Here is a 24,254-nt window from a genome sequence, read left to right as displayed (position 1 = left end):
TCCGTCAACACCGATCAATGCAATCCCGTTCCTTATTTCCGGCCGGATCGCGAGCCACGCGCGACTATTTTTTTTCCATCACGCATTGCAGTGGGTGCTGGTGCTTGCGCGCAAAATCCATCACCTGCGTGACTTTGGTCTCGGCAATCTCGTAGGTGAACACGCCGCACTCACCGATCCCGTGGTGATGGACATGGAGCATGATCTTGGTGGCCGCTTCGGCGTCCTTCTGGAAGAACTTCTCCAGCACATGAACGACGAACTCCATCGGCGTGTAGTCGTCGTTCAGAATAAGCACGCGATAGAGGTTCGGACGCTTGGTCTTCGGCTTGACCTTGGTGATGACCGATGTTGATGGTCCGCCGGTTCCGGCGTTGCGGTTCTGGTCATTGCTCATTCGGAGAGCAGAAGATGACTTTGCCGGCACGGACGGACAAGCTTTGAAGGTTGGCTGCAACATGGCTCAGGCGTTCGAAATTCCAAAAGGGATGACCGGAGAGCGCATCCTGGCCCACACGCGATCGGCTCTGACGTGAGCCACCGCCTGGTACTCAGTAACGCTTATTCCAGATCGCCGCTCCCGGTCCGACCCGTTGGCCGGATCGGCACCTGGAATATGGGTCCGCCGCCGGATGGCCGCAAGCGCATGATGTTGCCCTGCCACGTCCCGCGACCGGCCCGATTCCCGGCTCGGCTATCCGGAGCAAGGTTAATCGTTTCTGCCGGATTTGACAAAGGACGGCGACGGCCCGTTTAGCGCCGTTGAGCATACCGGGGTCTTTTTTGGCGACCGGTCTGGCGGTGCATGGGCTTTGACCCGTTTTTTGGCGGAACCGGAGACTTTGACGGCATTCAATTCGATTGGACAGTCGCTGGCCAAACTGCGCGTCGCGAAATAACCGCCTCCGTCGAGGCGGAAAGAAAAAAGCCCGGCCGCTACGGCCGGGCTTTTGTTTTTCGAAGTATGGACCCGCGAATTAGTGCGCAGCCGGGGTGAACTTCGCGACCAGGCCTTCGTAGGGCTTGTAGGCCTGCTTGGCGAGGTCGGTGTAGAGGCCGGCAATCTTCTGCGACTCCGCGACAAAGGTCTCGTAGGAAGAACGCGCAAATTCGGTCTGGGCTTCGAGCGCCTTGTCCAGCGACTTCACGCCGGAGAGCTTTTCAACAAACGACTTGGTGTCTTCGAACGATTTCTTGGCGTAGTCGCCGTAAGCGGTGGCGATCGCGTGAACGCCGCTCTGCAGGTTGGTTGCGGAAGCGGCAGCGGATTCGAGATGCTCTTTGCCGTAGTTCTGAATGTCTTCAATTTTGACCATCAATGGAGTCCTTTCCCAGACTGAGCGTTCCGATTGCCGGGAGGTCCCGGCTCCCTAACAACGCCCCTATATGTGCACCGCACAATAAAGTCAAGAAATTTTGTGCGACGCACAAATACGATCAATTAACGGAAAACCCCGGGGTCTTACGAAACGGTTAATTAATCTTTTGGAAACTCGCTCCGCCTAACCTGATTCCTGGACTTGTTCGCCTTCCGACAGACAGCTCGAAAGCTGCTTGTGAACAGCATCTTAGCTAGAACAGCGACCTGATCGGCCACTCCAGCCTCGCGTCATGGCCGGACGGGCGCCTCGAACGGGGAACCATCAGCGGTTTAGCGGGCACAATTTTGCCTCACGAGCCGGTGATCAAGACGGAAATTGGGACGGGGAAGTAAATGCTTCGTACAACCTTGGCTTCCTCGCGCGCATTGCGCGTGTGCGCCCTCGGACTCATTACCTTCACCACGGCAATACTGATCTCGAGCGAGAGCGCCGAAGCGCGCCGCTCCAAGCACCGCCGGCATCATCACGTCGCCCGCGAAAGCTACAGCCCGCAATTCTCCTCCATCATCGTCGACGGCAATTCAGGCGCGGTGCTCGCCTCCAACAATCCCGACGGCATCCGGCGCCCGGCGTCGCTGACCAAGATCATGACGCTCTATCTGCTGTTCGAGCGCCTGGAATCCGGCAAGATGAAGCTCGACACCGAAATGGAAGTCTCCGAGCACGCCTCCGAGCAGGCGCCGACCAAGCTCGGCCTGCGTCCGGGTCAGACCCTCAAGGTCGAGGATGCCATCAAGGGTCTTGTGACGCGTTCCGCCAATGACGCCGCCGTTGTGGTCGCCGAGGCGATTGCCGGCGATGAAGCCGAATTCGCCAGGCTGATGACGCGCAAGGCGCGCGCGCTCGGCATGAGCAAAACCACCTATCGCAACGCCTCCGGCCTGCCCAACGACGAGCAACTGACCACCGCGCGCGATCAGGCGACCCTCGGCCGCGCCATCCAGGATCGCTTCCCGCGCTACTACCGCTACTTCGCGACCTCGGTGTTCAATTATCGGGGACAGTCGATCCGCAATCACAATCGCCTGCTCGGCAATGTCGAGGGCGTCGATGGCATCAAGACCGGCTACACCCGCGCGTCAGGCTTCAACCTCGTAAGCTCGATGCGCCGCGGCAACCGCCACCTGATCGGCGTGGTGCTGGGCGGCCGCAGCGGCGGTTCGCGCGATGCCACCATGCGCAACCTGCTGGCCGAAAACCTCGAGAAGGGCGCGACCAAGCGTACCGTCGTTGCCATCACCGAGCGCAATCCCGCCGACGGCACCGTCGATGTGGCCGCAGCCGAGACCGTTGCACGTCCGGCCGAAACGGCTCAGTCCGGCGGCGCCGAACCCGGGCTCGCCGCCATGCCGGCCACCCGCTCGATCGCGCCGGCCAAGCCGTCTCTGATGGCGGCGGCTGCCGCTGCCTTGCCCCCGCCGCCCACTAAGGTCGAACAGAACAAGTTCGAGCAGCAAGCCAGGCCCGAACCCGCACCATTGACCAACGGCGTCATCCAGACCCAGGCGATATCAGCGATCCCCGGCTCGGCTGAGCCGATGAAGCCGGTCAAGGTCAAGACGGTTCAGGTCAAGGCCGGACCGATGAAGCTCGCTTCAGCCGGCCCCTCGCAGCCCGCGGCGCCGCCGATCACCAACACCATTCCGGCCCGCCCTGAAATCGCCGAGACCTCCAGCGCCGTCGTCGCGAAGGCCGCGGAGACCAAGACCGAAGCCGCCAGGGTCGCGATGCCGCCGCAGCCCGCCAATCACGGTACCGGACAGGGCGTGCTCGGCGTGCTGCCTGCTTCCAGCCTGACACACATCCCCTCGCAAGCCCCGCACGCGCAGGCGCTGGCCTATGCCGATCCGGCACCCCACGCCCAGCCGCCGGCCGTCCAGCAGAACAGCGCCGTCAAGCCGACCGCGCCGGCGGTCGTCCGCACCGGCTGGATCATCCAGGTTGGTGCGCTCGAAAGCGAAAGCGAGGCCAAGCAGCGGATCGATCTCGCCCGCGCCAAAGCCAGCACGCTGCTCGGCAAGGCCGATCCGTTCACCGAGCCGGTGGTGGCCAAGGACAACCGCACGCTCTACCGGGCCCGCTTCGCCGGCCTCGAGCGCGATCAGGCCGAAGCGGTCTGCAAGACCCTCAAGCGCGCCGACATTTCCTGCATCACCGTTCGCAACTGATCCGGACGTTTCTTTGAGTTTGGCAAGGCCGGCGCCGCAAGCGCCGGCTTTGTTGTTTTCCAAACACAGTCGCGACGGCTCTCGCGAGATCACGCCCAAGGCGGTCCGCGAAAACTTCTCGTCAAGAATTTCAGGTTAGTTTCCCTGCAATGAACGATCGACCACGCCGGACAACGGCGGGCGATATGGGGCGTCAGTCAGAGAACGGCATAGAAGCAACTCGCGGTTTGTAGCGTCGGTGGCGTGAGCCGGAGTTAGCTGGAATGCGTGCGAAGAAGAGTATCCTTGGCCTCGTTTACGCGGGCAGCGAGGTACGTCGAGCCCCCCTGGTCGGGATGCAGTTTCTTCATCAGGGCGCGGTGCGCCCGGCTGATGTCGTCACGCCCCGCCCCAGGCTGCAGGCCAAGGATCTGATAGGCTTCCTCGTCCGTCATTTTTCCGCTCGCCGCCGTGCGGCGCTGCCGCCCTGCCGCATCGCCTTGCGCGTTCTGACGCCAAGCGGGAAACCGGCGGTCAAGATAGCTTTCAAGTAAGGCGACGCTCTCGGCGTCGAAGCCCGGTATCATCGCGATCAATTGCGGCAGGTCGAACTCGCCGAGCGAGCGCCCGGCATTCGGCCCGTCCACGATCCGCCCCGACAGCTCGCCGCTGTCGTGATCGAGACTCATGTCGAGAAATTGCGAGCGGACGCGCGAGGCCTGCCCCGACGAACGCTGCGCGCCGCCGCCGAATATCCCGCCGATATTGCTGAAGCCGCCCGGCCCGAACGGCGACCAGCCGAGCAGGCCGGCGCCGAAGATACCGAGCGGAATTGCCACCGCAAGCTCGCCGCGCAGCCCGGTGAAAGCTGCGACCGCCAGCGCCACCACGCCGCCCACGATCTTGATCGCGCGCGCGAGCACGACCGGGTTGGCTGCACGAAACATCTGCAGCAGCAAGTACAGAAGGACAACGGCGACGACGCCGGCAATCAGGGTTGCCATGGCTCTAATATAGCGGCACTGGCGCCGAAAAGCATGACGCTCGGCACCTTCTCGCGCCCCGGTGATCTGGCTACCAAAGTCGTAATCACTTCATCTGGCCGATCAGTGCGGCCGCGCCGCTTGTGGTCTTCGACAGCCGCAGCAGCGCTTCGCGCCCGCCGGCGGCATAGGCTGCGGCAGCGCGCAGCAGCTCGCGCAACTGCGCCGCGGCACCGGGGTCGAACCTACACCATGCGCCGCCGGTGAGCCGAGCAATCTCCCGGAACGTCTGCTCGGCAATCGGGTCGTGGCCTTCCTGGAACATAAACACGGGCACCTTGAGCAGGCCGAGCTCGCCGGCCTTGGCGCAGAGGTCGTCGACGGATTCCTCCATGGCATCGCCGACAAACACCATGGCGCGCACGCCGGACGCCACCGCCTCGCGGCGCGCTTCCGACAGCACCTTGCCGATCTGGGTATTGCCGCCCCGGCAATCGATCTTGCCCATCAGCCGCGCCAGTTGCGCGGAGTCGGAGATCCAGCCCGTGGCGCGGCATTCGTTGAAGCCGCGGTAGTAGACCAGCCTGATATCGAGGCTGCCGAGCGAGGCCGCCTCGCGAAACATGTCGGCCTGCAGCGCGCAGGCCATATCCCAGGTCGGCTGCCGACTCATGGTGGCGTCGAGCGCAAACACCAGCCTTCCCCTGGCGTCCGGGCGATGCGGCGACATCGCTCGCGCTTTCGCCACGAAGGCTGCGATGTCCTCCGACGCCGACGGCTTGGCCTCCGGCAACGGGCCGCCTTTGCGCGCCTCGGCTCTTGCCGAAGCAACATCACCTGCCGATTTTGGCTTGATAGGTTCACCGGCCATGAGCGCTCGTGAGTATGTAGCAAGCTCAATGTGGGACGGTGCACGGCGCCGGTCAATGCGCCGGACGGTGGCGCAGCCACAAACGCACGATAGCGGTCAGTTGCCTAGTTCGTGACGGGCTTGTTCTTCGGCGCCGGGTTGCTGGCCAACGGCACGGACAGCGGCACCGGTCCCGGGCTGCTGGTCAGAACGTCCGGTATCTTGGTCGGCACGGGCTTCAACGCGCCACTCTTGTCGGACTCGTCAAGGAACCTGTCGAGCATCGACTGGATCGAGGATTTGGCTGCATCAGGGCCGGTGTCGCGCATGTCGTTATGCTGGAAGCCCGTGTTCACGACGGTGATGCCGGCCTGCTCGCATTGCTCGTCGTCGGGCACGACGCCGGGGTCCGCTTTGAAATGCGTGTCCTGGGAGCGGAACGACAGGATCTTGAACTTGCCGTCGGTCAGGAACGGCACTCGCAAATTGTCCAGTGTCACGACTTTCTTGATTTCGTCGGGATACTGCTTGGCGAAATACATTGAAATGTCGCCACCCATCGAATGGCCGACCATGGTCACCTTGTCATAGTCGGCATTGGGCTGGAGCTTCTTCATTTCGTGGACAGCGAAATGGATGTTGGCGACGCCGCGCTGAATCTGCGGCAGACGGCCGACATAGGGTTCACCGATCTTGGTCACCATCGGCGGATCGGTCGGCAGATCGTGCTGCGGGCTTATCGCAAGATAGCCGCGCCAGGCGAACACGTTCGACAGGAATGAGTACTCGGTGTTCTTGACGGTGTTGCCGTGATTGAGGATCACAACCGGCAGCTTGATCAAGCCGGCATTGGCCTGCATTTCCTTGTCGCGGCGAACCGCGATGCTGACCGCCACCAGACGGTTGTCGCGGACGGGATCATGGAACGCGATGGTCTCGTGCCGGATCGCCCACTTGCTCGCGGTGAAATACGCGACAGCGACCAACACGGAGAGTGAAAGCAGAACGAGAATTCCACGTTTCATATCTGTCTTCGTCCTCGCGCCCCGCTGGGGGCCCAACCCTGTTTGAGACTCTTTCGGTCCCTTGTTGATGATATATGTCACGATGGCGTGACATAAAGGCCAAATGTTGTGTATTGACCGCCTGATCATTGTGCGATGCACCCATTCGCTGTGCAGCCGCTCAGTTCCACAAGATTTAGCCTCCTTTTTTCTTATGACGCCTCCTTTCAAGCTTCGGTTCGAGCATCCGATAAAAGTCTAATGAAAACGGCGTAGTGTAGGACCGGTTCCCGGGAACCCACTGCGTCACGGTGCGTCACGGTGTGTCAATACCCAGCGACGGAGGATTCTTAAACCGTCGTGTAGATGACGAGCTTCAAGGCCGGATCGTCATTGGCCTGGAAACTCGCATACTCCAGTTTGAGCCGCCCCTTTTTGGGATGGGTCAAGGATTTCCGTCCTGCCGCGACGCCGCTGACGTCATGGGCCTCCCACCAGCCAGTAAATTCCGGACAGCCTTCGCGAAGGCGCGCCAGCAGATCGCGAAAGGCTGGATCGCCGGCCCACAGGTCATGCGTCGCTCTGAACTGGGCAACCATGCGCTGCGCCTCATCCGCCCATGACGCACCGAACAGCCGCCTCGTCGCGGCATTGGTCAGTACCGAGAGCAGGCTGTTGCGGTCGGCTTCTGCAAGCCGGCTGAACGCAAAGATTTCGTCGGCGGCCGCATTCCAGGCGAGGATGTCCCAGCGCCGGCCGGTGACATAGGCTGGCATGTTGAGTTGCTCGACCGTGCGGCGGATGGCGGGCGGAACGGTCTCGCGGACAAAGGCGCGCCGGTCGGCATTTTGCGTCAGCTCTCTCAGATGCCGGTGTTCGGCCCTGGTCAGCCGCAGTGCGTGCGCCAGCGCATCGATTGTCGCTTGCGAAGGGCTGACGGATCGTCCCTGCTCGAGACGGATGTACCAGTCGACGCCGATGCCGGCGAGGCCGGCCACTTCCTCCCGCCGCAGGCCGGGCGTGCGGCGCCGCCGGCCGCCGGGCAGGCCGACCGCCTTCGGCGTCAGCTTCTGCCGCCGTGAGCGCAGGAAGTCGCCGAGTTCGCTTTGCCTTGAATTCGTGCCTGGTTCTGCCATGCGCGCCGCGCCCCCGAGGAAGGTTTCTAGTCCTAGGATACTACCAGGTCTTGTTGGGGCGATGAAGCCTGCGAGAATGCGGCTTCATCGAAACGAGGAGGCCCCATGAAGGCTGCCGTTCTGAACGCGTTCGGATCGCCGCTTGCGATCGAGACCCTTCCCGACCCGCTGCTCGGCACCGGTGAGGTTATCGTCGACGTCATGGCGAGCCGCGTGCTGGCCTATGCCAACGAAGTGCTCGGCGGGCAGCGAAAGTACCTGATGGAATTACCCATGGTGCCCGGCCCCGGCGCGATCGGCCGTGTCCGGGCCACCGGCCCCGACGCGACCCGCCTTCGCCCTGGCCATTGGGTCTATTGCGATCCGACCGTGCGCTCGCGCGACAACGCACTATCGCCTGATATCGCCCTGCAGGGCCTCACCGCCGGCAGCGAAGGCGGGCTCCATTTGCAACGCCATTTCCACAACGGCGCCTGGGCCGAGCAGATGCGCGTGCCGACCGAAAACGCGGTTCCGATCGGCGACATCGATGAGAAGGATGCTGGCCGCTGGTGCGCGCTCGGCACCCTCCTCGTACCCTTCGGCGGCTTCCTTGCCGCAGAACTGCAAGCCGGAGAGATCGCGCTGGTCAACGGCGCCACCGGCAGCTTCGGCAGCGCGGCCGTCGCCGTTGCATTGGGGATGGGCTCGCAATGCGTGGTCGCGACCGGGCGGAACGAGCAGGCGCTGGCCGAGCTGACGCGGCGGTTCGGTGGGCGCGTCCGGACCGTGCCGATGCGTGGCCACGAGGCCGACGATCGCGCCCGCATCCTGCAGGCGGCGCCCGGCCCGATCGACTGCGTGCTCGACATCCTCCCGCCGGCGGCCAACGCCGCGCAGGTGCGAACCGCCATTATGGCGGTGCGGCCTTACGGGCGGGTGGTGCTGATGGGCGGCGTCGGCATGCTCGGCGGCGGCGGCCTCGATCTGCCCTACCCCTGGACGATGCGAAACTGCGTCACCCTGCGGGGGCAATGGATGTACCCACCGCATGCGGCCGTGCTGATGACCGGCCTGATCCGCGCCGGCCTGGTCAATCTCGATCATTTTGAGATCACCGCGTTCAGTCTCGACCGCGCCAACGAGGCGGTCGCGCATGCCGCCGCACACAGTGGTCCGTTCAAAATGACGGTCATCCAGCCGCGATAGGCTGAGCCGGCTACCGATGGAGATCAGGCGCTGATGATGTCGCCGATGATGTCGTGGACCTCGAGCGGCTTGTCGACTTGGGTGAACCATTCGGCACGGTTGGCGGCGCGTCGGCGGCCGCGCTCGTCGAGCGGCAGCTTGAGCTGGCGCAACAGACTGGTCACTTCCTCGCGCGCGGTGACATGGCCCATGCTGGGCCGGGTGCCGAGGGTAGTTTCGTCGATGTTGTCTAGGGCCGTCAATCCGCGCGGGAAGAATTCGCGGTAGACCACCCGCTCGGCGAATCCATCGATGGAGCGGAAGCCGAGCCGCAGCGAAAGGTCCTTCAGACTGTCGGCGACGAGCTGCTTGTTGCGCGATCCGATCATCGACAGGCGGTTGCGCACCACGATCCAGTCGGTGGTGGCGCCGTCGAGCTGGCGGCGCTTGCGCCTGGTGTCGCGCACCATCTCCGCATAATGGCTCGCGCCGGTTACCGTGTAGGTTGCAGGATCGACAGTGCCGAGCACGTCGAAATCGAGGAAGCTGTCGTTGATCGGGGTCACCAGCGTGTCGGCCATCGAATGCGCCAGCCGCATCAGGTAGGAGTCCGAACCGGGCGTATCGATGACGATGAAGTCGAAAGCGCGCTCGACCGTGCCGACCGCCGCCGCAAACTGCTGGAACTCGGAGTTTTCGTTGTCGGCGATCTGCATCGTCTCGCCGAGCTTAATGCAGTAGTGCACGGGGATTTCGAGATCGAGACCGGTGCGGCGGGCCCACGCACTCCGGTTGGCGATGTAGCGGGTAAAACTCTGCTGGCGGCAGTCGAGGTCGATGGTGGCGACGCGCTGCCCGGCCTTCAGCAGGGCAACGGCGATATGCAGGGCGGTGGTGGATTTTCCAGAACCGCCCTTCTCGTTGCCGAGCACGACGACATGCGCCGAACCAAATTGACCCTGACTCGCCTGAAGCAACATGATTCAACCCTCGCTCGATATCTTCAAATCACAGCGCGGCTGCGGTCAAGTGAAATGCGTGACGACGCATTCAATTCGCTCGCGGTGTGTCTTAATCATGAATCCGATGGTGCGGATTTCGTTCCGTTGCAGCGATCTGTTCGCAGTCTATTCGACCAGCGAGGCGCACACATCTAGCTTTCGCGTTGAGCTGCCGCAGGCTTGCCATTCCCGAGTAACCTTGGCGGCAAAGCTCTGGCCTTATAAGGTCGGCGCGCCTGCCGAAAGTATCGGGGCCACCGGCCCCCTCACCCCGTCACAAGCTGCAAGAGATCGAGGCCAGATGTCGCGAAGTCCCATGGTCATCCGTACCGTTCCCGCATTGCGCCGCGCCGTCGAGGCCTTGCGCGCCCGCAAGGCCTCCGTCGCGCTGGTGCCGACCATGGGTGCGCTTCATGACGGACACATGTCGCTGGTCCGGCTCGCCAAGCGTCGCGCACAGAACGTCGTCGTCTCGATCTTCGTTAACCCGACGCAGTTCGCGCCGACGGAGGATTTCGGCTCCTACCCGCGCACCTGGAAGGCCGATCTCGCCAAACTCACCGCCGAGAAGGTCGACCTGGTCTGGAATCCAGACGTCAAGGCAATGTACCCCGACGGCTTCGCCACAAGGATCGTGCCCGAAGGTCCGGCTACCGCCGGGCTCGAGGATCGTTTCCGGCCGCATTTCTTCGGCGGTGTCGCCACCGTGGTTGGCAAGCTGTTCACGCAGGTCTGGCCGGACGTCGCGATCTTCGGCGAGAAGGACTTTCAGCAACTGCGGGTGGTGACGCAAATGGCCGCCGATCTCGACCTCGGCGTCAAGGTGATCGGCTCGCGCACCGTGCGGGAACGCGACGGGCTGGCGATGTCCTCGCGCAACGTCTACCTCTCGGCCGAGGAACGGCAGACGGCACCGACCCTCTATCGCGCCATGAAGGAAAGCGCAAAACGGCTGAAGGCCGGCGAGGATTTCGAGGCCGCGATGGCGGGCGGCCGCGAACTGATCACCGCCGCCGGGTTCGCGCTGGACTATTTCGAGGCCCGTCACGCCGGGACGCTGGCGCCGATCGCATCGATCAAAGAAGGGCCGGTGCGGATCCTCGTCGCCGCGAAGCTCGGCACGACCCGCTTGATCGATAACATCGGCGTCTAGAGCCTTTTCGGTTCTGATTGAATCAGAACCGGGCTCTAGATTCTTGTTTTGTCGCGTTTTCTTGACGCGAACCGGTGTCCACCCACGGATCAAGTCCGAGGGCATGCTTCGCTGGAAAACGCTCTAGGACGTAGCCGCGGGCCCGGTCAGAGCAGCCCCAGGTCGCGCAATTCGCGCCGCATCGGTTCCGGCATCGCGGCAACGCCAGCGGCGGCGGATTTGGTGAGGTCCGGGGGTGCTGCGTCCTCTGTCAAATAGCGCCAGCCCTGGAACGGGCGCATCGGCCGCGGCGAGACTGCAAACACCTTGGGCTGCATCACCAGGCGACACCGCCCGATACCGTCCTTGTCGCGGAACGGTTCGATCGCGACGATCTTTTCGCGGGCGGCGATTTCACCCTTGATGACCCAGTAGAGCGAGCCGCCGGCGAGGATCTCGCCGTCGCGCTTCGGCGTCATCCGCGTGATGTGAACGTGACGAAGCGGCAGGCCCTTTTTCTTGGCGGTTGCCATCCGTTCGGCAACCCACCCTTTGAGTTCTTTGACCGACTCGCAGCCAACGGCGAGCTTAATGAGATGAAGCGGCATGATCCCGCCGATGTAGCGGCCCAGGGACGCTTTGAAAAGATCACTCCTTGTGGAGATCACTGTTCGTTTTCGGCAGCCCCCGAAGCCGACGGCGCGAGCTGGACCGGCGCCGCAGTGGACGGCCGCTTCGGCGCCGGAGGCGGCTTCTTGGCAGCCGCGACTGCGGGCGAAGGCGCGGGTGACGGCGGTGTCGCCGCGGCCGGTCGCGGCGCGGCTGGCGATGCCGGCGCAGCAGTGGCCGGTGGCGACGGCTTCGCCACCGGCTCGGGGGTCATGATGCTGACCGGCGGAGTAGAGGCCGAGGTCGGGAATTCGGCATTGGTCGGCTTCCCTGTCGGCTGGGACGGTGGTAGCGCCGCCATCATGCCGGCGGCAGTCTGCGGCGGCGCGTTCCACGACGCCGCGTGGCGCATGACCAGACTTTCGTAGACACGGTCTTCCATGTTGGCCGCGACCTGGCGCGTGTCGGTCAGCGAGCGGAACGCGCGGCAGGCCGCCGGCGTACAACGGTCGCGCGCCGTCAGCACATAGGCCATCAACCCGTAACGGTCGCGCTCGACGGCGCGGCGCAGCGCCAGCAAATCGGAGCCCGCCCCGTTATTCGCGGTGGCGACATCGCCCAGCGAGGTCAACAGCGTGATCTGCGAGGCGGCGTAGGCGACCGCCGCCGCCACCGACTCGGCCGAACCGAACAGTGCCTTCTCGCATGCGGCGAGGACGGCATCACCGGCGAGCTCGTCGATACAGGAAAGCTGCGGCAATGCGGCAGTGGCCGTTGGAACCGGCCGCGCCTCCGTCGGCTGAACCGCGTTTGCCGTGCCGAAACCGCGGAAGGTCACGGCTCCTGCGACGCCGATCGCCAGCAGCGTGATGAGCGCCAGCACGCCGTTGGCCACGGATCTCTCCGAGCGCAGCAGCGTGATCAGAACGACAAGCCCGACAAAGCCGGCCGTGGCCAGCGTCAGGTACAAAGGAAGGTTCGGCGAGCGCCAGATCTGATCCAGCGAAGCAGCCCAGGTCCAGTTCATGCGCAGTGTCCCTCAACGCAGCATCAAACGCGATCGAAAGGCGAATGCGTCTTTATCGCATTCGCTTTTCGGCAGAATGGTTCTGCGAACGGGGCCTTTTGACGGCGCTTTGAATGGAACTCCGTCAGCCGGCTGCTTGCGCACAACTGTTTTAGGAAATCGCGAGCTGGCTTTCCTTGGCGACCCGTTCGAAAGCTTCGGTCGAGCTTTTGATGCGATACTGACAGTCGTCGCCATCAGTCGGCAGCAGCCGGATCACCTCATAGGTGCCGCTGGCGGCCGGACGGGCCACGTTGCTGGCAGTAAAATAGACAGTCTCTCCAACGGAGTACTTATGCTTCAACGCCCTCTCCATTACGCAAGAACGCCGGCCGCGCTCACGGTCCCGCTAGCTTTCGGCCGACTTGAGAACCCTGCGGCAACCTAGCACAGGCCATCGCCCAAAAGCCAGTGGCATCGAGGCATGGCAAATGCGCAAATTCTGCATGTTTTTCAGGGCGATAAACGCCAATCCAGGGGGTTCCCGATTATCCGCGTACCCGCCGTCGAAGCCGTCTTTCCCAAAATCGGACAGTCCGGCGGCAGATTGATCGAGGGCCGCAAGCCGCGGGCGGAGCCGCAGGACCCCGCCGGCTCGCTCCATCGTCAGACCGTCTCGAACCGATCGATGACAAGCGTTTCGGCAAGGCCGGCGCGAGTCCATTCCTGGAATGCCGGCAACGACATCATCGCATCGAAATAGTGTCTCGCCTCGCCCTCCACTTCGATCGCATAGGTGCGGAAGCGATGCACCACCGGCGCAAACATCGCGTCTGCTCCGCCGAACGTGCCGAACAGGAACGGTCCATCCTTGCCGTTACAGCGATTACAATCGGACCAGATCTCCTGAATGCGCGCCACATTGGCGCGTGCATCGTCGGACAGATCGACGGCACCGATTGGGCGGTGCAGGTTCATGCCGCATTCGTTGCGCAGCGCCATGAATCCCGAATGCATTTCTGCCGAAATCGAACGCGCATGCGCCCGGCGGGCGCGGTCTTCCGGCCACAGCTTCGCCTGCGGGTATTTCTCGGCGAGATACTCGATGATTGCGAGCGAATCCCACACCGTGACATGGCCATCGATCAGCGTCGGCACCTTGCCCGAATCCGAAAAGCTCAGGATCCGGTCCTTGTCCGCCTTATCGTTGGTGTAGAGCGGGATGAATACCTCCTCAAAGGGGATGTTATTGACGCGCAGCGCCAGCCATGGCCGCATCGACCATGACGAATAGTTCTTGTTGCCGATGACCAGTTTCAACATTTGCGGGGGAAATCCTGTTGGGACCGGCATCTTGCCATAGTGCACGGCACCCGTCCAATCTGTACATCACGATCGCGCAAGCCATCATCGGGGATGCCGCCACATGGGCGCCTATTGGGTCGATATCGCCGCCGTCGCCTTCTTCGTCGTCGAGTGGCTGGCCTATGGCTTCACGCTCGAACACACAGCTTACGGCCGCGACAGCCTGTCGGCGCGCATGAATGCCTACCGCGAGGTCTGGGTGCGCAACATGCTCGATCGCGAGGCACGCATGGTCGACATGCAGATCATGGCCTCGCTGCAAAATGGCACCGCCTTCTTCGCCTCCACCAGCCTGATCGCGATCGGCGGCGCGCTGGCGCTGCTGCGGGCGACCAACGACGCCTTGGCCGTGCTTCGCGAGCTGCCGGTCGATCTCACCCCCTCGCCGGCGCTTTGGGAGATCAAATGCGTCGGGCTGATCCTGATCTTCATCTACGCCTTCTTCAAATTCGCCTGGTCATACCGTCTGTTCAACTATGTCGCGATCCTGCTCGGCGCGATGCCGCCCTCGTCACAGCGCGACACGGCGGAAGCAGAAGCCCATGTCATGCGCACGACGCGCCTGTTCGAGGCGGCGGGGCGGCATTTCAACCGCGGCCAGCGCGCGTTCTTCTTCGCGCTCGGCTATCTCGGCTGGTTCGTCAGCCCCTGGGTGTTGCTGATCACGACCGCACTCGTCGTGATCGTAACGTGGCGGCGGCAGTTCGCCTCGAACGCCTGGCGGGCGATGGGGAACTGACGGGCTGGTGGCTTCATTGATGCCTCAACACGCCTGTGCTATTTCTCCGGCCACCATATGATGATCCGCATCTTCAATATCGCTTCGGCCTTTTTCCTCAGCCGCTAACGGTTGCCCGCACCAGCGGCGGAAACGAGCGCGTCTGTGCCGTTCGGCGCCAGCGCGTTCAATGACCGAATGAGCCGCCCCATTCTCGCTGCGCGCGATGATGCTGGCTGGCCAAGCGATATGAGGATTTCATGCCTTCTAATACAATTCGACACGTGCACGCGCTCAGCGACGCACAACTGAATCAGTTTGTTCAAGACGGCTTCGTCCGACTGGACAACGCTTTCCCCGAGCAGCTCGCCGCGGAAGCCCGCGCCATTCTCTGGCGCGACACCGGATGCGATCCCTTCGACAAGAAAACCTGGACGCGGCCGGTGATCCGGCTCGGCTATTACGGACAGGAGCCGTTTCGGAAAGCGGTGAACACACTGCTGCTCCACGCAGCCTTCGATCAACTCGTCGGAAGCGGCCGCTGGCGACCGCGCGCGGACCTCGGCAGTTTTCCGGTGCGCTTCCCGCATGCCGAGGATCCCGGCGATACCGGCTGGCACGTCGACCTCAGCTTCCCTGGCCCGTCGGACGATCCAAACGAGCGCAACGATTTCGCCTCGTGGCGAGTCAACGTGACATCGCGTGGCCGCGCGCTGCTGATGCTCTTCCTGTTTTCCGATATTGGCGAACTGGATGCGCCGACGCGTATCCGGGTGGGCTCGCACCTCGATATGGCGCGACTGCTCGAACCTGCGGGAGAAGCCGGCATGTCGCACCTGATGCTCGCCGACGTGGCGGCCGAGCGTCCAGAAGCGCTTGCCGTCGGAAAGGCCGGCACGGTCTATTTATGTCATCCCTTCCTAATCCACGCCGCGCAACCGCATCGCGGTTCGAGGCCACGATTCATGGCGCAGCCGCCCCTGCATCCGGCCGAACCGATCCTGCTTGAACGGGAGGACGGCGATTATTCGCCGGTCGAAACGGCGATCCGGCGCGCGTTCCAGAAAAACCAGGACTGAGAAGCGAACGATGCCGTCCGGGTTGGGCCACCGAACCGGGCGGCATTCGCGAAAGTTGCTAGCCGCTCGTAAAATCCTGCGGCGTAAAGCTGAGGTCGAGCACCTTCCATTCGCCGTAGCGGTCCACCGGCAGCATGGCATAGGGCTGGCAGGCCGAAAGCGCGGAGATGGCGCCCTGCATCAGCAATGGTCCCTTCATGGAGGCGCTGGCCTCGATCAGGATCGGTTCGGCGGCGAGCCTGCCGTCCGGCGTCATCAGGACACGCAGCTTGACCTTGACGTCGTCGGTGCCCGACAGCGAGGCCGGCAGTTTCGAGCAGGTCTTGAGGTGCCGCCGAAATTCCGCGATCAGCGTGCTCGAGATGTCGGCGGTTTCGGTCGCCGGCCCATCGAAATTGTCGTCGTCCTTGTTGTGAGCTTGCGTCGGTGCCTGCGGCTGCAGCGCGATGTCGGGCGGCAAGCCCAGCAGCACGTGATACTTGATCGAGATATCCGGCTCGGGCGGCGTGTACGCTGGCGCCGCCGGTTGCGATGATGGCTGTGCCACCGGCTGCGGCGGGGCGGCGAGCGGCGCAGCAAGCGCAGCCTGCTTCTGCGGTGACGGCTGTAGCTGCCCTGATGGCGGAGGTGGACTGGCAGCGGCAGGCGTTTCCAGTGGCGAGAAATCAGGCTGCGGGATTGGCGCCGGCTCCGCCCTGGTCTCAGCGGCTTGCTGTTCGGCCGGCTTTGGCTGTTCGGGAATTTCCTGCGGCGTAACGATCTCGACCGGGACCTGCTCGGCGGTCACCGAGCCGAACGGATGCACCTCCGAAAACAGCAGGAACAGCGTCAGCAGCGACACATGTGCGACTGCCGACGCCGTGATCTCAGCAGGTATGATCCGCCGCAGCTCCATTGTACCGAAATGAGGTTCGTCTCTTACGGTCGCCAGAATAGCGTTCGGCGGCGCGGCTCCTCAATCCCATTTCGGCGCGAAGCCGAAATCCGTGAGCCGGCCGCCGGCGCTGCCCATGGCGGAGATCTCCTGCATGTCCTCGTCCGACAGTTCGAAATTGAAGATCTCGATGTTCTCCGAGAGCCGTTCGAGTTTCGAGGTGCGCGGAATTGCCGCCACGCCCTGCTGCACCAGCCAGCGCAGGCAGATTTGCGCCGCCGTCTTGCGATAGCGGTCGCCGATCCGCTGCATCACGCGATCGCTTTTGATGCGGCCCCTGGCGACCGGGCTATAGGCCACCAGCGCCATGCCGTGACGGGCACAAGCTTCCCTCACTTTGATCTGGTCGAGATAGGGATGGTACTCGACCTGGTCGCAGACCAGCGGTTCCGGGCATGCCGCCACCGCCTCCTCGATCAAGGCCACGGTGAAATTGGATATGCCGATGTGGCGGGCGAGGCCCTGCTGCCTGACCCGTGCCAGCGCGCCCAACGTCTCCACCAGCGGCACCTGCGGGTTCGGCCAGTGCAGCAGCAACAGATCGACCTCGGTCAGGCGCAGCCGCACCAGGCTTTCCTTGGCGGAACGTTCCAGATCGTGGGGTGCGAAATGCGAGGGCCAGACCTTGGTGGTGAGAAAAATCTGATCGCGCTTCACGCCCGCAGCCCGCAGCCCCTCGCCGACCTCGCGTTCATTGTCATACATCTGTGCGGTGTCGATGTGGCGATAGCCGAGCCGCAATGCCTGCTCGACGATCCGCGCGCAGGTGCGTCCGCGCAATTCCCAGGTACCCAGCCCGATCGCCGGGATTTTTGCGCCATTGGCTTCGACAAACAGCATTGGTTGTATCCGCGGACCGCCCCCATTATGGGCTGCGGAAACAGCCGTGCCAACAGATAGCGCTTCGAGCGGAGCGAATTCCGGTACGCGTGAAGAAGCGCACCAAGATAAGCGCTAGGCCGGCGACGGTTCCGTGGCCAGCGCGGCGAATACGGTTTCCGGCGAATGGGCGATCACCGCGAGTAGCGCCCGCGCCGGCCCCCGCGGCACGCGCTTGCCCTGCTCCCAATTCCGGATGGTTTCGACGGGCACGCCGAGCCGCGCCGCGAATTCGATCTGGGTCAGGCAGGCGCGACGACGAAGGTCGCGCACGGCAGGCAGCGCGGGGGTTTCGCCCGGCGCTGCGTCAGGCATGACGGTCGCGGTTGAAGGCATTGTCGGCACGAGCGGGAACTCCTGCCCGTCACGCAGTTCGACGATCCGCCCGTCCGCTTTCAGCCGCAACCGCTGCATGTTGACCTCGTGGGCCAACATCATCGGCGAAGCGCCTTAAAGTCCGATTAACGATAAATGAGACCTCGTTCTGACGCGTTTTCTTCACGCGAACCATCCACCCCGGATCAAATCCGGGGCAGGCTTTCGCTTGAAAACGCTATGCTACTTCAGCCCGAACCACAGCGTGGCGATGCCGAGAAACGAGAAGAAGCCGACCACGTCGGTGATCGTCGTGACGAAAGTTCCCGACGCCACTGCCGGGTCGGCGCGCACCCGGTCCAGCACCATCGGGATCAGGATGCCGCCGAGCGCGCCGGCCACCAGATTGCAGATGATGGCGAGGCCGATCACGACGCCCAAGCCGGGGATCTTGAACCATGCCACCGCCGCGACGCCCGTGATGACGGCAAAAGCGAGACCGTTGACGAGGCCGACCATCGCCTCGCGCATGACGACGCGGAAGGCATTGTTGGAACCGAGTTCGCGGGTCGCCAGCGCCCGCACCGCCACCGTCATGGTCTGGGTCGCGGCATTGCCGCCCTGACTCGCCACGATCGGCGCGAGCACGGCGAGCGCCACCATCTTCTCGAGCTGACCCTCGAACAGGCCGAGCACGGAGGACGCCAGAAACGCGGTCGCCAGATTGACCAGGAGCCAATTGAATCGGCCGCGTGCGATGGTCCAGACATTGTCGGACAATTCTTCGTCGCTGGTGACGCCGCCGAGCGCCTTCAGGTCTTCATCGGCCTCTTCCTCGATGACGTCGACGACGTCGTCGATGGTGATGACGCCGACCAGCCGGTTGGTGGTGTCGACGACGGGGGCCGCAACCAGATTGTACTTGCCGAACATCCGCGCGACCTCTTCCTGGTCGTCGAGCACGGAGACGCGGCGGCGGTCTTCCTCGATCAGGTCGACAAGCGGCACCGGGCGGCGTGCCCGCAACAGCGTGTCGAGCGAAACCGCGCCCTGCCAGTGCTGTTCGGAATCGACCGCGTAGATCTCGTAGAAGCGGTCAGGCAGATCGGGCGTGTCGCGCATGTAGTCGATCGCCTGCCCGACCGTCCAATCCGGCGGCACCGAGATAAACGCGGTCTGCATCCGGCGGCCGGCGGAATTTTCCGGATAGAGCAGCACGCGCTCGATCGCGACGCGTTCGGGCGGCGACAGCCTTTCGAGGATCTCTTCCTGGTCCTCCTCGTCGAGGCCCTGGAGCAACTGGACGGCGTCGTCGGACTCCAGTTCGCGAACGCCCTCGGCGACCGTCTCCGGCTCGAGTTCCTCGAGGATCTCCTCGCGGACGGCGTCGTCAACCTCGTTGAGCGCCGAGAAATCGAAATCGGTGCCCGTGATCTCGACGAGGGTGACGCGGTCCTCGGGCTCGAGGGCCGCGATCAAATCGCCGAGATCGGCCTCGTGTAGTTCCGCCACCACCTCGCACAACAACGGCCGGTCGGCAGCATGGATCGCGCGCGTCATCTCCTCGACAAACTCGCGGCGGAGCTGCCCCTCCTCGTCCCGCATCAAGAGATGGTCGAGCACCGATCCCTGGCCCGGTCGCGCTTCGGCGGTTTGGGCAACGTCGATATTCTCGGCCATGCCGCGCCTCGCCAGTTTGACAGAATGAGCGAACTCGTCTGAGCTACGCTTGACGCATTACCCAATCGGCTGCGCCATGCGCAATGCCAAATATCACCAACGGCAAATGACCCGGAAATTCGGCGCGGCGCTGTGCTCGGCGGTTGCGACATTGATGACCTTGACTGCGGCGGCGACGGCTGCCGAATGTCCCCGCAAGGACGCGCTCGGCACCTCACGCGTTCTCGCGGTGGATGCCGCTACCTACCCGCGCGTGGGCCTCAAGAGCTTTCCACAGACGCTTCCGCTGGAAGACCACGAGGTGGTGCTGACCTTCGACGACGGACCGTGGCGGCCGACGGACCAGAAGATACTGGCGGCACTGGCGCAGGAATGCGTGCGCGCCACCTTCTTCCTGCTCGGAAGGCGCGCCTCCGAACATCCCGAACTGGTGCGAAGAATGGCCGCCCAGGGCCATACCATCGCGCACCACACCTGGACCCACCACAATCTCAAATCCATGAAGCCGGAGGCTGCCATCGGCGAGATCGACAAGGGCATCGCGGCAGTCGAAACGGCGCTGCACGGCACGGCCACCACGACCCCAACCACGCCGTTCTTTCGCTTCCCCTATTTTGAAATGACGCCCGCCACGCTGGAGACCTTGCAAAAGCGCGGTATCGCCGTGTTCGGCGCCGATCTCTGGGCCTGCGATTGGAATCATATGACGCCGGAGCAACAGTTGAAACTGCTCACCGACCGGCTGCAAATTGCCCGCAAGGGCATCATCCTGCTGCACGATCCGAAGGCGCAGACCGCTTCGATGCTGCCGGCCTTTCTGCGTTACCTCCGCGACAATCATTACCGCGTGGTCCACCTCGTCCCGGCTGATGCCCAAACCGTGTCCGGCAAGGCACATTAGAGCCAAAATCGGCATGAAGTTCAGTCGATTAAAGCACGATTCATCGCGTCTCGTGTAAGCATGGCTTGCCTGGAAGAATGAACCTTGGTGCTGGTCGTCAGAACCAAGGGCTGGAATGAAGCCGGTGTTCAATGATTGTTAGCGTATTCGAAGGCCCCCGAGCGCGGCCATGGGCCGCTTTGTGCATGGGAGCGCTGGCCTGCCTCACCGTACAAACAGCTTCCGCCGCCAAGTGCCCCGGTCATCCTGACGCCATCGGCACCTCACGCACCATCGTGGTCGATCCGCGCGCCCATCCCGTCATCGGCACCATGCAGTATGGCAAGACGCTGCCACTCGAAGACCGTGAGGTGGTGCTGACTTTTGACGACGGACCGCTGCCGAAATACAGCAACCAGATTCTCGATATTCTCGCTGCCCATTGCGCGAAGGCGACCTTCTTCCTGGTCGGCAGCCAGGCCAACGCCAATCCCGAAGGCGTGCGCAAGGTGCGCGATGCCGGTCACACGGTCGCCACCCACACCCAGAACCATCCAGGCGGCATGGATCGCCTGCCGTTCGATCGCTCCAAACAGGAGATCGAACAAGGCATCGCATCGGTGACCGCGGCGCTCGGCGACGGCACCGCGCCCGCGCCGTTCCTGCGCATTCCCGGACTGCGCCGCACCAACGAGATCGAGGAATTCGCCGCTTCCAAGGGACTTCAGCTCTGGAGCGCCGACTTCCCGGCCGATGACTGGCGCGATGTGTCCGCCGCGCGCGTTTATGAGCTCGCGCTCAAACGGCTGGAGGCCAAGGGAAAAGGCATCCTGCTGCTGCACGACATTCAGCCACGCACGGTCACGGCGCTGCCGAGAATCCTGAGCGAACTGAAGGCGCGCGGCTATCGCATTGTCCATGTGGTGCCGGCGACGCCGGAGCGGCCGGCGACGCCGACCGAGCCGCGGCAATGGCAGTTGCGTCCGCCGTCGGAAGTGATGGCGATTTCGCGCTGGCCGAAGGTCTCGAAATTCGCTGCTGCCGGCCCCGCCGCGCTGCCCGTCCCGGCCTTGTCCAATCTCGACTGGCACACGGCCGATGCTGGTGCGCACGCCCGGCGACGCGGGCGCGGTGTACCCCTGCCACCGGCAACGCCGTGGCCGCGCCAGACGAGTTTGCCGCCGGCCGGCAAGCTGGCCGCGCTGCCGATTCCGGCGGAGAGCATTTTCAAGATCCCGGAATCAACCAGTGTAGCCATGCTGGCCCTCTCCGCGCGGCGGACGACGTCGATTGCGCAAGTTCGGTCAACGGAAGTCTCCTCGGCAAGCCTCGCCGGGAAATCCCGTCGCCACGACCGCGCAGCGACCGCTCAGCCGCCGACATCAGCCGGACAGACCGCACAGGCGCCGGAGGGCGCCAGCGGTACCGCGCCGAAGCCGACGGCACAAGCCAAGCGGCGGTCGGTTCGCGTTGCGGGCTTGAAAAAGCGCTGATCGGCCGTGGTCCCGCCCGATTCATTTTCCTGACGTCGGGCACCGCTCGCCCGCCATTCGCGACAAGGGCTCAATTGGCCACGATCTTGGCAATGCAGAGCAGGATGACGATGGCGAGAAACAGCAGGTCGATATAGGCCTTGATCTCGCCGGCTTGGCGGAGCCCGCTGACTTCGGCGATCACCTGCTTGCGCGTAGATGTCGAACTCGGCCCCTCGCCCAGCGCCGCCACCAAACGGCGGGCCTCCAGTTCCAGCCGTTCGATGCGCTGGAAGAAATGAAACGACCGCAGCGCGGACGCCGCATGCATGCCGGCATAAACCAGCACGAGAACCGCGACGACCACGCGATGCTGGTACTTTTCGAGGAAATTCAGAGCAAAATAGACCAGCGCCAGGAACACGAAGTTGGAGAGGAATCGATAGGCGTAGCTCAGAAATAGCATTCATGTGCTCCGGATGGCCTGACATGCAGAACCGTGGTCAGAGAGCCGGAATCACCGGCAAGGCTGGTTCAGTTTACGCGAACGATGCGACATCAGGGCAGCAACCATCACCCAGCCCCAGAAGGAATCGCGCGGCCGTGTCCTTGCGGACACGCGCCTTCGCCTTCAGCCGTCGGCAATAAGGTCCAAACGGCGCCGTCTGTGGTGCACCGGCGACCCCGAATCACTCAGCAAGAATGACTTAAGGGGGCGGACAAGACGAATCTTTGTTCCCACAGTCCGCTTGGCGCGGCCAAAGCGAGCTTGCCCCGACGAAGAAGAAAGAGCGAGAATGACGTGCTTCACCGCTCAGGCAAATACACAAGGGAGCGCCGGTCTCCCGTAGCTCAGCGCTCCGCCATCCTCGAAGCCGGGAAATTGCCCGAGCACCGCGAAGCGCTAAGCCCTAATGGATGGCTGATAAGATCCTCGCGCATCTCATAGTCTTTCCGCGCCGCATGCCGGCCTTTCGACATGTGAGGTCTTTTGTCGGCCAAGCCGGCTGCTTTTACCTCTTCGTCTTTCGCTTCGTTTCTTCGTCCGGCGTATTAGGGCCGCCGCCGGCGGCGCTACCGGAAGTGCCACCAGCCGCTCCGCTTGTGCCCGCTCCACCCGCGTCGGCTCCGCCCGTGCCCGCGCCTGCCGCTCCCCCAGTCCCTGCCGCACCGCCGGCACCCGCGGCGCCACCGGTGCCCGCACCTGCGCCTGCACCAGCGCCGCCGGCTCCTCCGGCTCCCCCGCCTCCGCCACCTTGAGCGAGAGCCAACGTTGAGCCGAGCGCAAAGAACAATGCTACTGTGATCGCTAATACCTTCATGATCGTCTCCTTGGTAGCTGTCGAAGCCCCGGAAATTTGCAGACGCTGCTTTCGTTCCAATTTTTACTGCGGCCAAATGCGCGAGCGGCTCTATGGCGCGCGATAGGAACCTTTCCTCGCGCGGAGCCTGCGCGACAGCAATGATCGCGTGGCGCAACGCAGATGGGCCGGCACTCTGGTTCCGCCAGAGTGGCTGCCGATCGAACGTGCTCGGTGTCGCTCGTGCACGCTGGACGGAATGCGTGAGACGGCACGTGGGCTAGTTAAGTGAATACGTCCTAGCCAGAATGGAGCTGCCGGCTGGAAGGCATTAAGACCTCTCCGAGCAACTGCGTGCGGCAACCGCAGTGCCGCTGCTGGCACGTCGGCTAGTACAAAGAGAACCCGTCATTCGCGACGGGTTCGAGTCTAGGGAGGAGTACAAAATAAGCTGATTCACGGCACCAGCGTGTGCCGCAATTCACACACACTACTAGAAAAGCATTGCCTCCCGTCGGGACGGCAAACCTGATCGATGTCCCTTACAATGCTACACTTTGCCTTCAATCATCTTCAGTTTGACGGTCTCGCAGGTCTTCCGCACGTGCTCGGTAAAGATCGAGCATTCCTCGATGCGCTTGAAAATCTTCTTGGCTTCTTCACGATAGGACGCTGCGGTGTCGCGCATGAAGGCAATGGCATTATGCACTTCGGCGGTCATTGCCTCGCATTTGTTCGCTGCGCTGATCAGCTCTGCTCCCATGGCTTCGATTTCCTTGGCGGCGGCTTCATAGTCACGCACTACAGCTTCGGCTGTGAGCGCACCGACGCGGGTGACGCCCTCTTCATGCTCGACGTAGTCCGGCATCGGCCCCGATGGAGCCGCCCTGATTGCAGGAAGGCTCCCTACGACATCTTCCTCAAGCTTGGCTAAATCCAGCGGCGCAGTTTTGTGAAGTCGTTCGATACTCGCCATCGGTCATTCTCCATCATTCGATGAAAAACCCCAGCGCATGAGCATGGCGACCGATTCGTGGCGAAATCCCGTATGGAAGAAAGCAACGAAAAGGCAGACGTGTGAATGCAAGCACCGTGGGAAAGTGCCGGGTCGCTTCTGTTCATCCGAAGCGGCACTGGCTCAGGCATTAACCATGCCGGCGCATCAAGCTGCGCGTGGCCTACGCTTAATGCGCATTTAACCGTTTTGCATCATT

Annotated in this window: 24 protein-coding genes; 7 read left to right on the top strand and 17 right to left on the bottom strand. The window is 63.3% G+C overall.

All coding sequences use genetic code 11. The annotated features are described in order from the left end of the window. Positions 1-64: 64 nt before the first annotated feature. Positions 65-397 (bottom strand): ATP-dependent Clp protease adapter ClpS, encoded by a 333-nt coding sequence (gene clpS / locus CQ13_RS25860; protein ID WP_057845650.1) that lies wholly within the window; start codon positions 395-397, stop codon positions 65-67. 580 nt (positions 398-977) lie between these two features. Then, the gene (locus tag CQ13_RS25855; protein ID WP_057845649.1) at positions 978-1,316 is read right to left on the bottom strand and encodes a phasin family protein; all 339 of its coding nucleotides are present in this window, start codon (positions 1,314-1,316) and stop codon (positions 978-980) included. Between the two features lie 398 nt (positions 1,317-1,714). Between CQ13_RS25855 and CQ13_RS25850 the strand changes: the two genes are divergently transcribed. Further along, positions 1,715-3,550, top strand: a complete 1,836-nt coding sequence (locus CQ13_RS25850; RefSeq protein WP_057845648.1) for a serine hydrolase — start codon at positions 1,715-1,717, stop codon at positions 3,548-3,550. A 254-nt stretch (positions 3,551-3,804) separates the two neighbouring features. On the opposite strand, the gene CQ13_RS25845 is transcribed toward CQ13_RS25850, so the two are convergent. The 4 genes from CQ13_RS25845 to CQ13_RS25830 form a co-directional block, all read right to left on the bottom strand. Further along, positions 3,805-4,533, bottom strand: coding sequence for a DnaJ domain-containing protein (locus tag CQ13_RS25845; protein WP_057845647.1), 729 nt, complete (start codon positions 4,531-4,533; stop codon positions 3,805-3,807). Between the two features lie 85 nt (positions 4,534-4,618). Next, positions 4,619-5,383 carry a vWA domain-containing protein gene (locus CQ13_RS25840; protein WP_057845646.1) on the bottom strand — a complete coding sequence of 255 codons (765 nt, stop codon included), beginning with the start codon at positions 5,381-5,383 and terminating at the stop codon, positions 4,619-4,621. A 104-nt stretch (positions 5,384-5,487) separates the two neighbouring features. Then, positions 5,488-6,387 (bottom strand): alpha/beta fold hydrolase, encoded by a 900-nt coding sequence (locus CQ13_RS25835; RefSeq protein WP_057845645.1) that lies wholly within the window; start codon positions 6,385-6,387, stop codon positions 5,488-5,490. A gap of 329 nt (positions 6,388-6,716) precedes the next feature. After that, entirely contained in the window at positions 6,717-7,502 is a 786-nt protein-coding gene (locus tag CQ13_RS25830; protein ID WP_057845644.1) for a helix-turn-helix transcriptional regulator, read from the bottom strand. A 105-nt stretch (positions 7,503-7,607) separates the two neighbouring features. Between CQ13_RS25830 and CQ13_RS25825 the strand changes: the two genes are divergently transcribed. Then, positions 7,608-8,690: an alcohol dehydrogenase catalytic domain-containing protein gene (locus tag CQ13_RS25825; RefSeq protein ID WP_057845643.1), complete on the top strand. Its 1,083-nt coding sequence runs from the start codon at positions 7,608-7,610 to the stop codon at positions 8,688-8,690. A gap of 23 nt (positions 8,691-8,713) precedes the next feature. Here the strand turns inward: CQ13_RS25825 and CQ13_RS25820 are convergent, their stop codons facing one another. Further along, the gene (locus tag CQ13_RS25820; RefSeq protein ID WP_057845642.1) at positions 8,714-9,649 is read right to left on the bottom strand and encodes a division plane positioning ATPase MipZ; all 936 of its coding nucleotides are present in this window, start codon (positions 9,647-9,649) and stop codon (positions 8,714-8,716) included. A 322-nt stretch (positions 9,650-9,971) separates the two neighbouring features. Here CQ13_RS25820 and panC point away from each other — a divergent pair, with 322 nt between their 5' ends. Continuing rightward, positions 9,972-10,823, top strand: coding sequence for a pantoate--beta-alanine ligase (panC, locus tag CQ13_RS25815; protein ID WP_057845842.1), 852 nt, complete (start codon positions 9,972-9,974; stop codon positions 10,821-10,823). A 146-nt stretch (positions 10,824-10,969) separates the two neighbouring features. Here panC and CQ13_RS25810 read toward each other — a convergent pair whose 3' ends face one another. The 4 genes from CQ13_RS25810 to CQ13_RS25790 all read right to left on the bottom strand — a co-directional run bounded on the left by CQ13_RS25810 (position 10,970) and on the right by CQ13_RS25790 (position 13,740). Then, on the bottom strand, positions 10,970-11,410 hold the full coding sequence (locus CQ13_RS25810; protein ID WP_057845841.1) for a DUF1489 family protein: 441 nt from the start codon (positions 11,408-11,410) through the stop codon (positions 10,970-10,972). 56 nt (positions 11,411-11,466) lie between these two features. Further along, positions 11,467-12,438, bottom strand: a complete 972-nt coding sequence (locus CQ13_RS25805; RefSeq protein ID WP_057845641.1) for a hypothetical protein — start codon at positions 12,436-12,438, stop codon at positions 11,467-11,469. Between the two features lie 151 nt (positions 12,439-12,589). After that, complete coding sequence (locus tag CQ13_RS25800; protein WP_108517906.1) at positions 12,590-12,793, bottom strand: hypothetical protein; 204 nt, start codon at positions 12,791-12,793, stop codon at positions 12,590-12,592. A gap of 290 nt (positions 12,794-13,083) precedes the next feature. Then, positions 13,084-13,740 (bottom strand): glutathione S-transferase family protein, encoded by a 657-nt coding sequence (locus CQ13_RS25790; RefSeq protein ID WP_057845639.1) that lies wholly within the window; start codon positions 13,738-13,740, stop codon positions 13,084-13,086. Between the two features lie 103 nt (positions 13,741-13,843). Here CQ13_RS25790 and CQ13_RS25785 point away from each other — a divergent pair, with 103 nt between their 5' ends. Next, positions 13,844-14,521 (top strand): DUF599 domain-containing protein, encoded by a 678-nt coding sequence (locus CQ13_RS25785; RefSeq protein WP_057845638.1) that lies wholly within the window; start codon positions 13,844-13,846, stop codon positions 14,519-14,521. Positions 14,522-14,784: 263 nt separating this feature from the next. After that, positions 14,785-15,579 carry a phytanoyl-CoA dioxygenase family protein gene (locus CQ13_RS25780; protein WP_430649711.1) on the top strand — a complete coding sequence of 265 codons (795 nt, stop codon included), beginning with the start codon at positions 14,785-14,787 and terminating at the stop codon, positions 15,577-15,579. Positions 15,580-15,637: 58 nt separating this feature from the next. On the opposite strand, the gene CQ13_RS25775 is transcribed toward CQ13_RS25780, so the two are convergent. The 4 genes from CQ13_RS25775 to mgtE all read right to left on the bottom strand — a co-directional run bounded on the left by CQ13_RS25775 (position 15,638) and on the right by mgtE (position 19,387). Beyond that, positions 15,638-16,420, bottom strand: a complete 783-nt coding sequence (locus CQ13_RS25775) for a hypothetical protein (RefSeq protein WP_245309314.1) — start codon at positions 16,418-16,420, stop codon at positions 15,638-15,640. A 114-nt stretch (positions 16,421-16,534) separates the two neighbouring features. After that, the gene (locus tag CQ13_RS25770; RefSeq protein ID WP_057845635.1) at positions 16,535-17,353 is read right to left on the bottom strand and encodes an aldo/keto reductase; all 819 of its coding nucleotides are present in this window, start codon (positions 17,351-17,353) and stop codon (positions 16,535-16,537) included. Between the two features lie 114 nt (positions 17,354-17,467). Next, positions 17,468-17,806 (bottom strand): helix-turn-helix domain-containing protein, encoded by a 339-nt coding sequence (locus CQ13_RS25765; RefSeq protein WP_057845840.1) that lies wholly within the window; start codon positions 17,804-17,806, stop codon positions 17,468-17,470. Positions 17,807-17,950: 144 nt separating this feature from the next. Beyond that, the gene (mgtE, locus tag CQ13_RS25760) at positions 17,951-19,387 is read right to left on the bottom strand and encodes a magnesium transporter (RefSeq protein ID WP_057845634.1); all 1,437 of its coding nucleotides are present in this window, start codon (positions 19,385-19,387) and stop codon (positions 17,951-17,953) included. A 154-nt stretch (positions 19,388-19,541) separates the two neighbouring features. Between mgtE and CQ13_RS25755 the strand changes: the two genes are divergently transcribed. After that, positions 19,542-20,288 (top strand): polysaccharide deacetylase family protein, encoded by a 747-nt coding sequence (locus CQ13_RS25755; protein WP_057845839.1) that lies wholly within the window; start codon positions 19,542-19,544, stop codon positions 20,286-20,288. A gap of 185 nt (positions 20,289-20,473) precedes the next feature. Further along, on the top strand, positions 20,474-21,760 hold the full coding sequence (locus tag CQ13_RS25750) for a polysaccharide deacetylase family protein (protein WP_245309311.1): 1,287 nt from the start codon (positions 20,474-20,476) through the stop codon (positions 21,758-21,760). A gap of 70 nt (positions 21,761-21,830) precedes the next feature. Here the strand turns inward: CQ13_RS25750 and CQ13_RS25745 are convergent, their stop codons facing one another. Continuing rightward, a complete protein-coding gene (locus tag CQ13_RS25745; protein ID WP_057845632.1) occupies positions 21,831-22,205 on the bottom strand; it encodes a hypothetical protein in 375 nt (124 codons plus the stop codon). Positions 22,206-23,590: 1,385 nt separating this feature from the next. Next, the gene (locus CQ13_RS25740) at positions 23,591-24,016 is read right to left on the bottom strand and encodes a hypothetical protein (RefSeq protein ID WP_156433909.1); all 426 of its coding nucleotides are present in this window, start codon (positions 24,014-24,016) and stop codon (positions 23,591-23,593) included. Positions 24,017-24,254 lie beyond the last annotated feature (238 nt).

It is taken from the genome of Bradyrhizobium retamae, assembly GCF_001440415.1.
Classification (GTDB): domain Bacteria; phylum Pseudomonadota; class Alphaproteobacteria; order Rhizobiales; family Xanthobacteraceae; genus Bradyrhizobium; species Bradyrhizobium retamae.
Note: the sequence above shows the minus strand (reverse complement) of the source record. Positions and strands in the feature narration are given on the sequence as shown.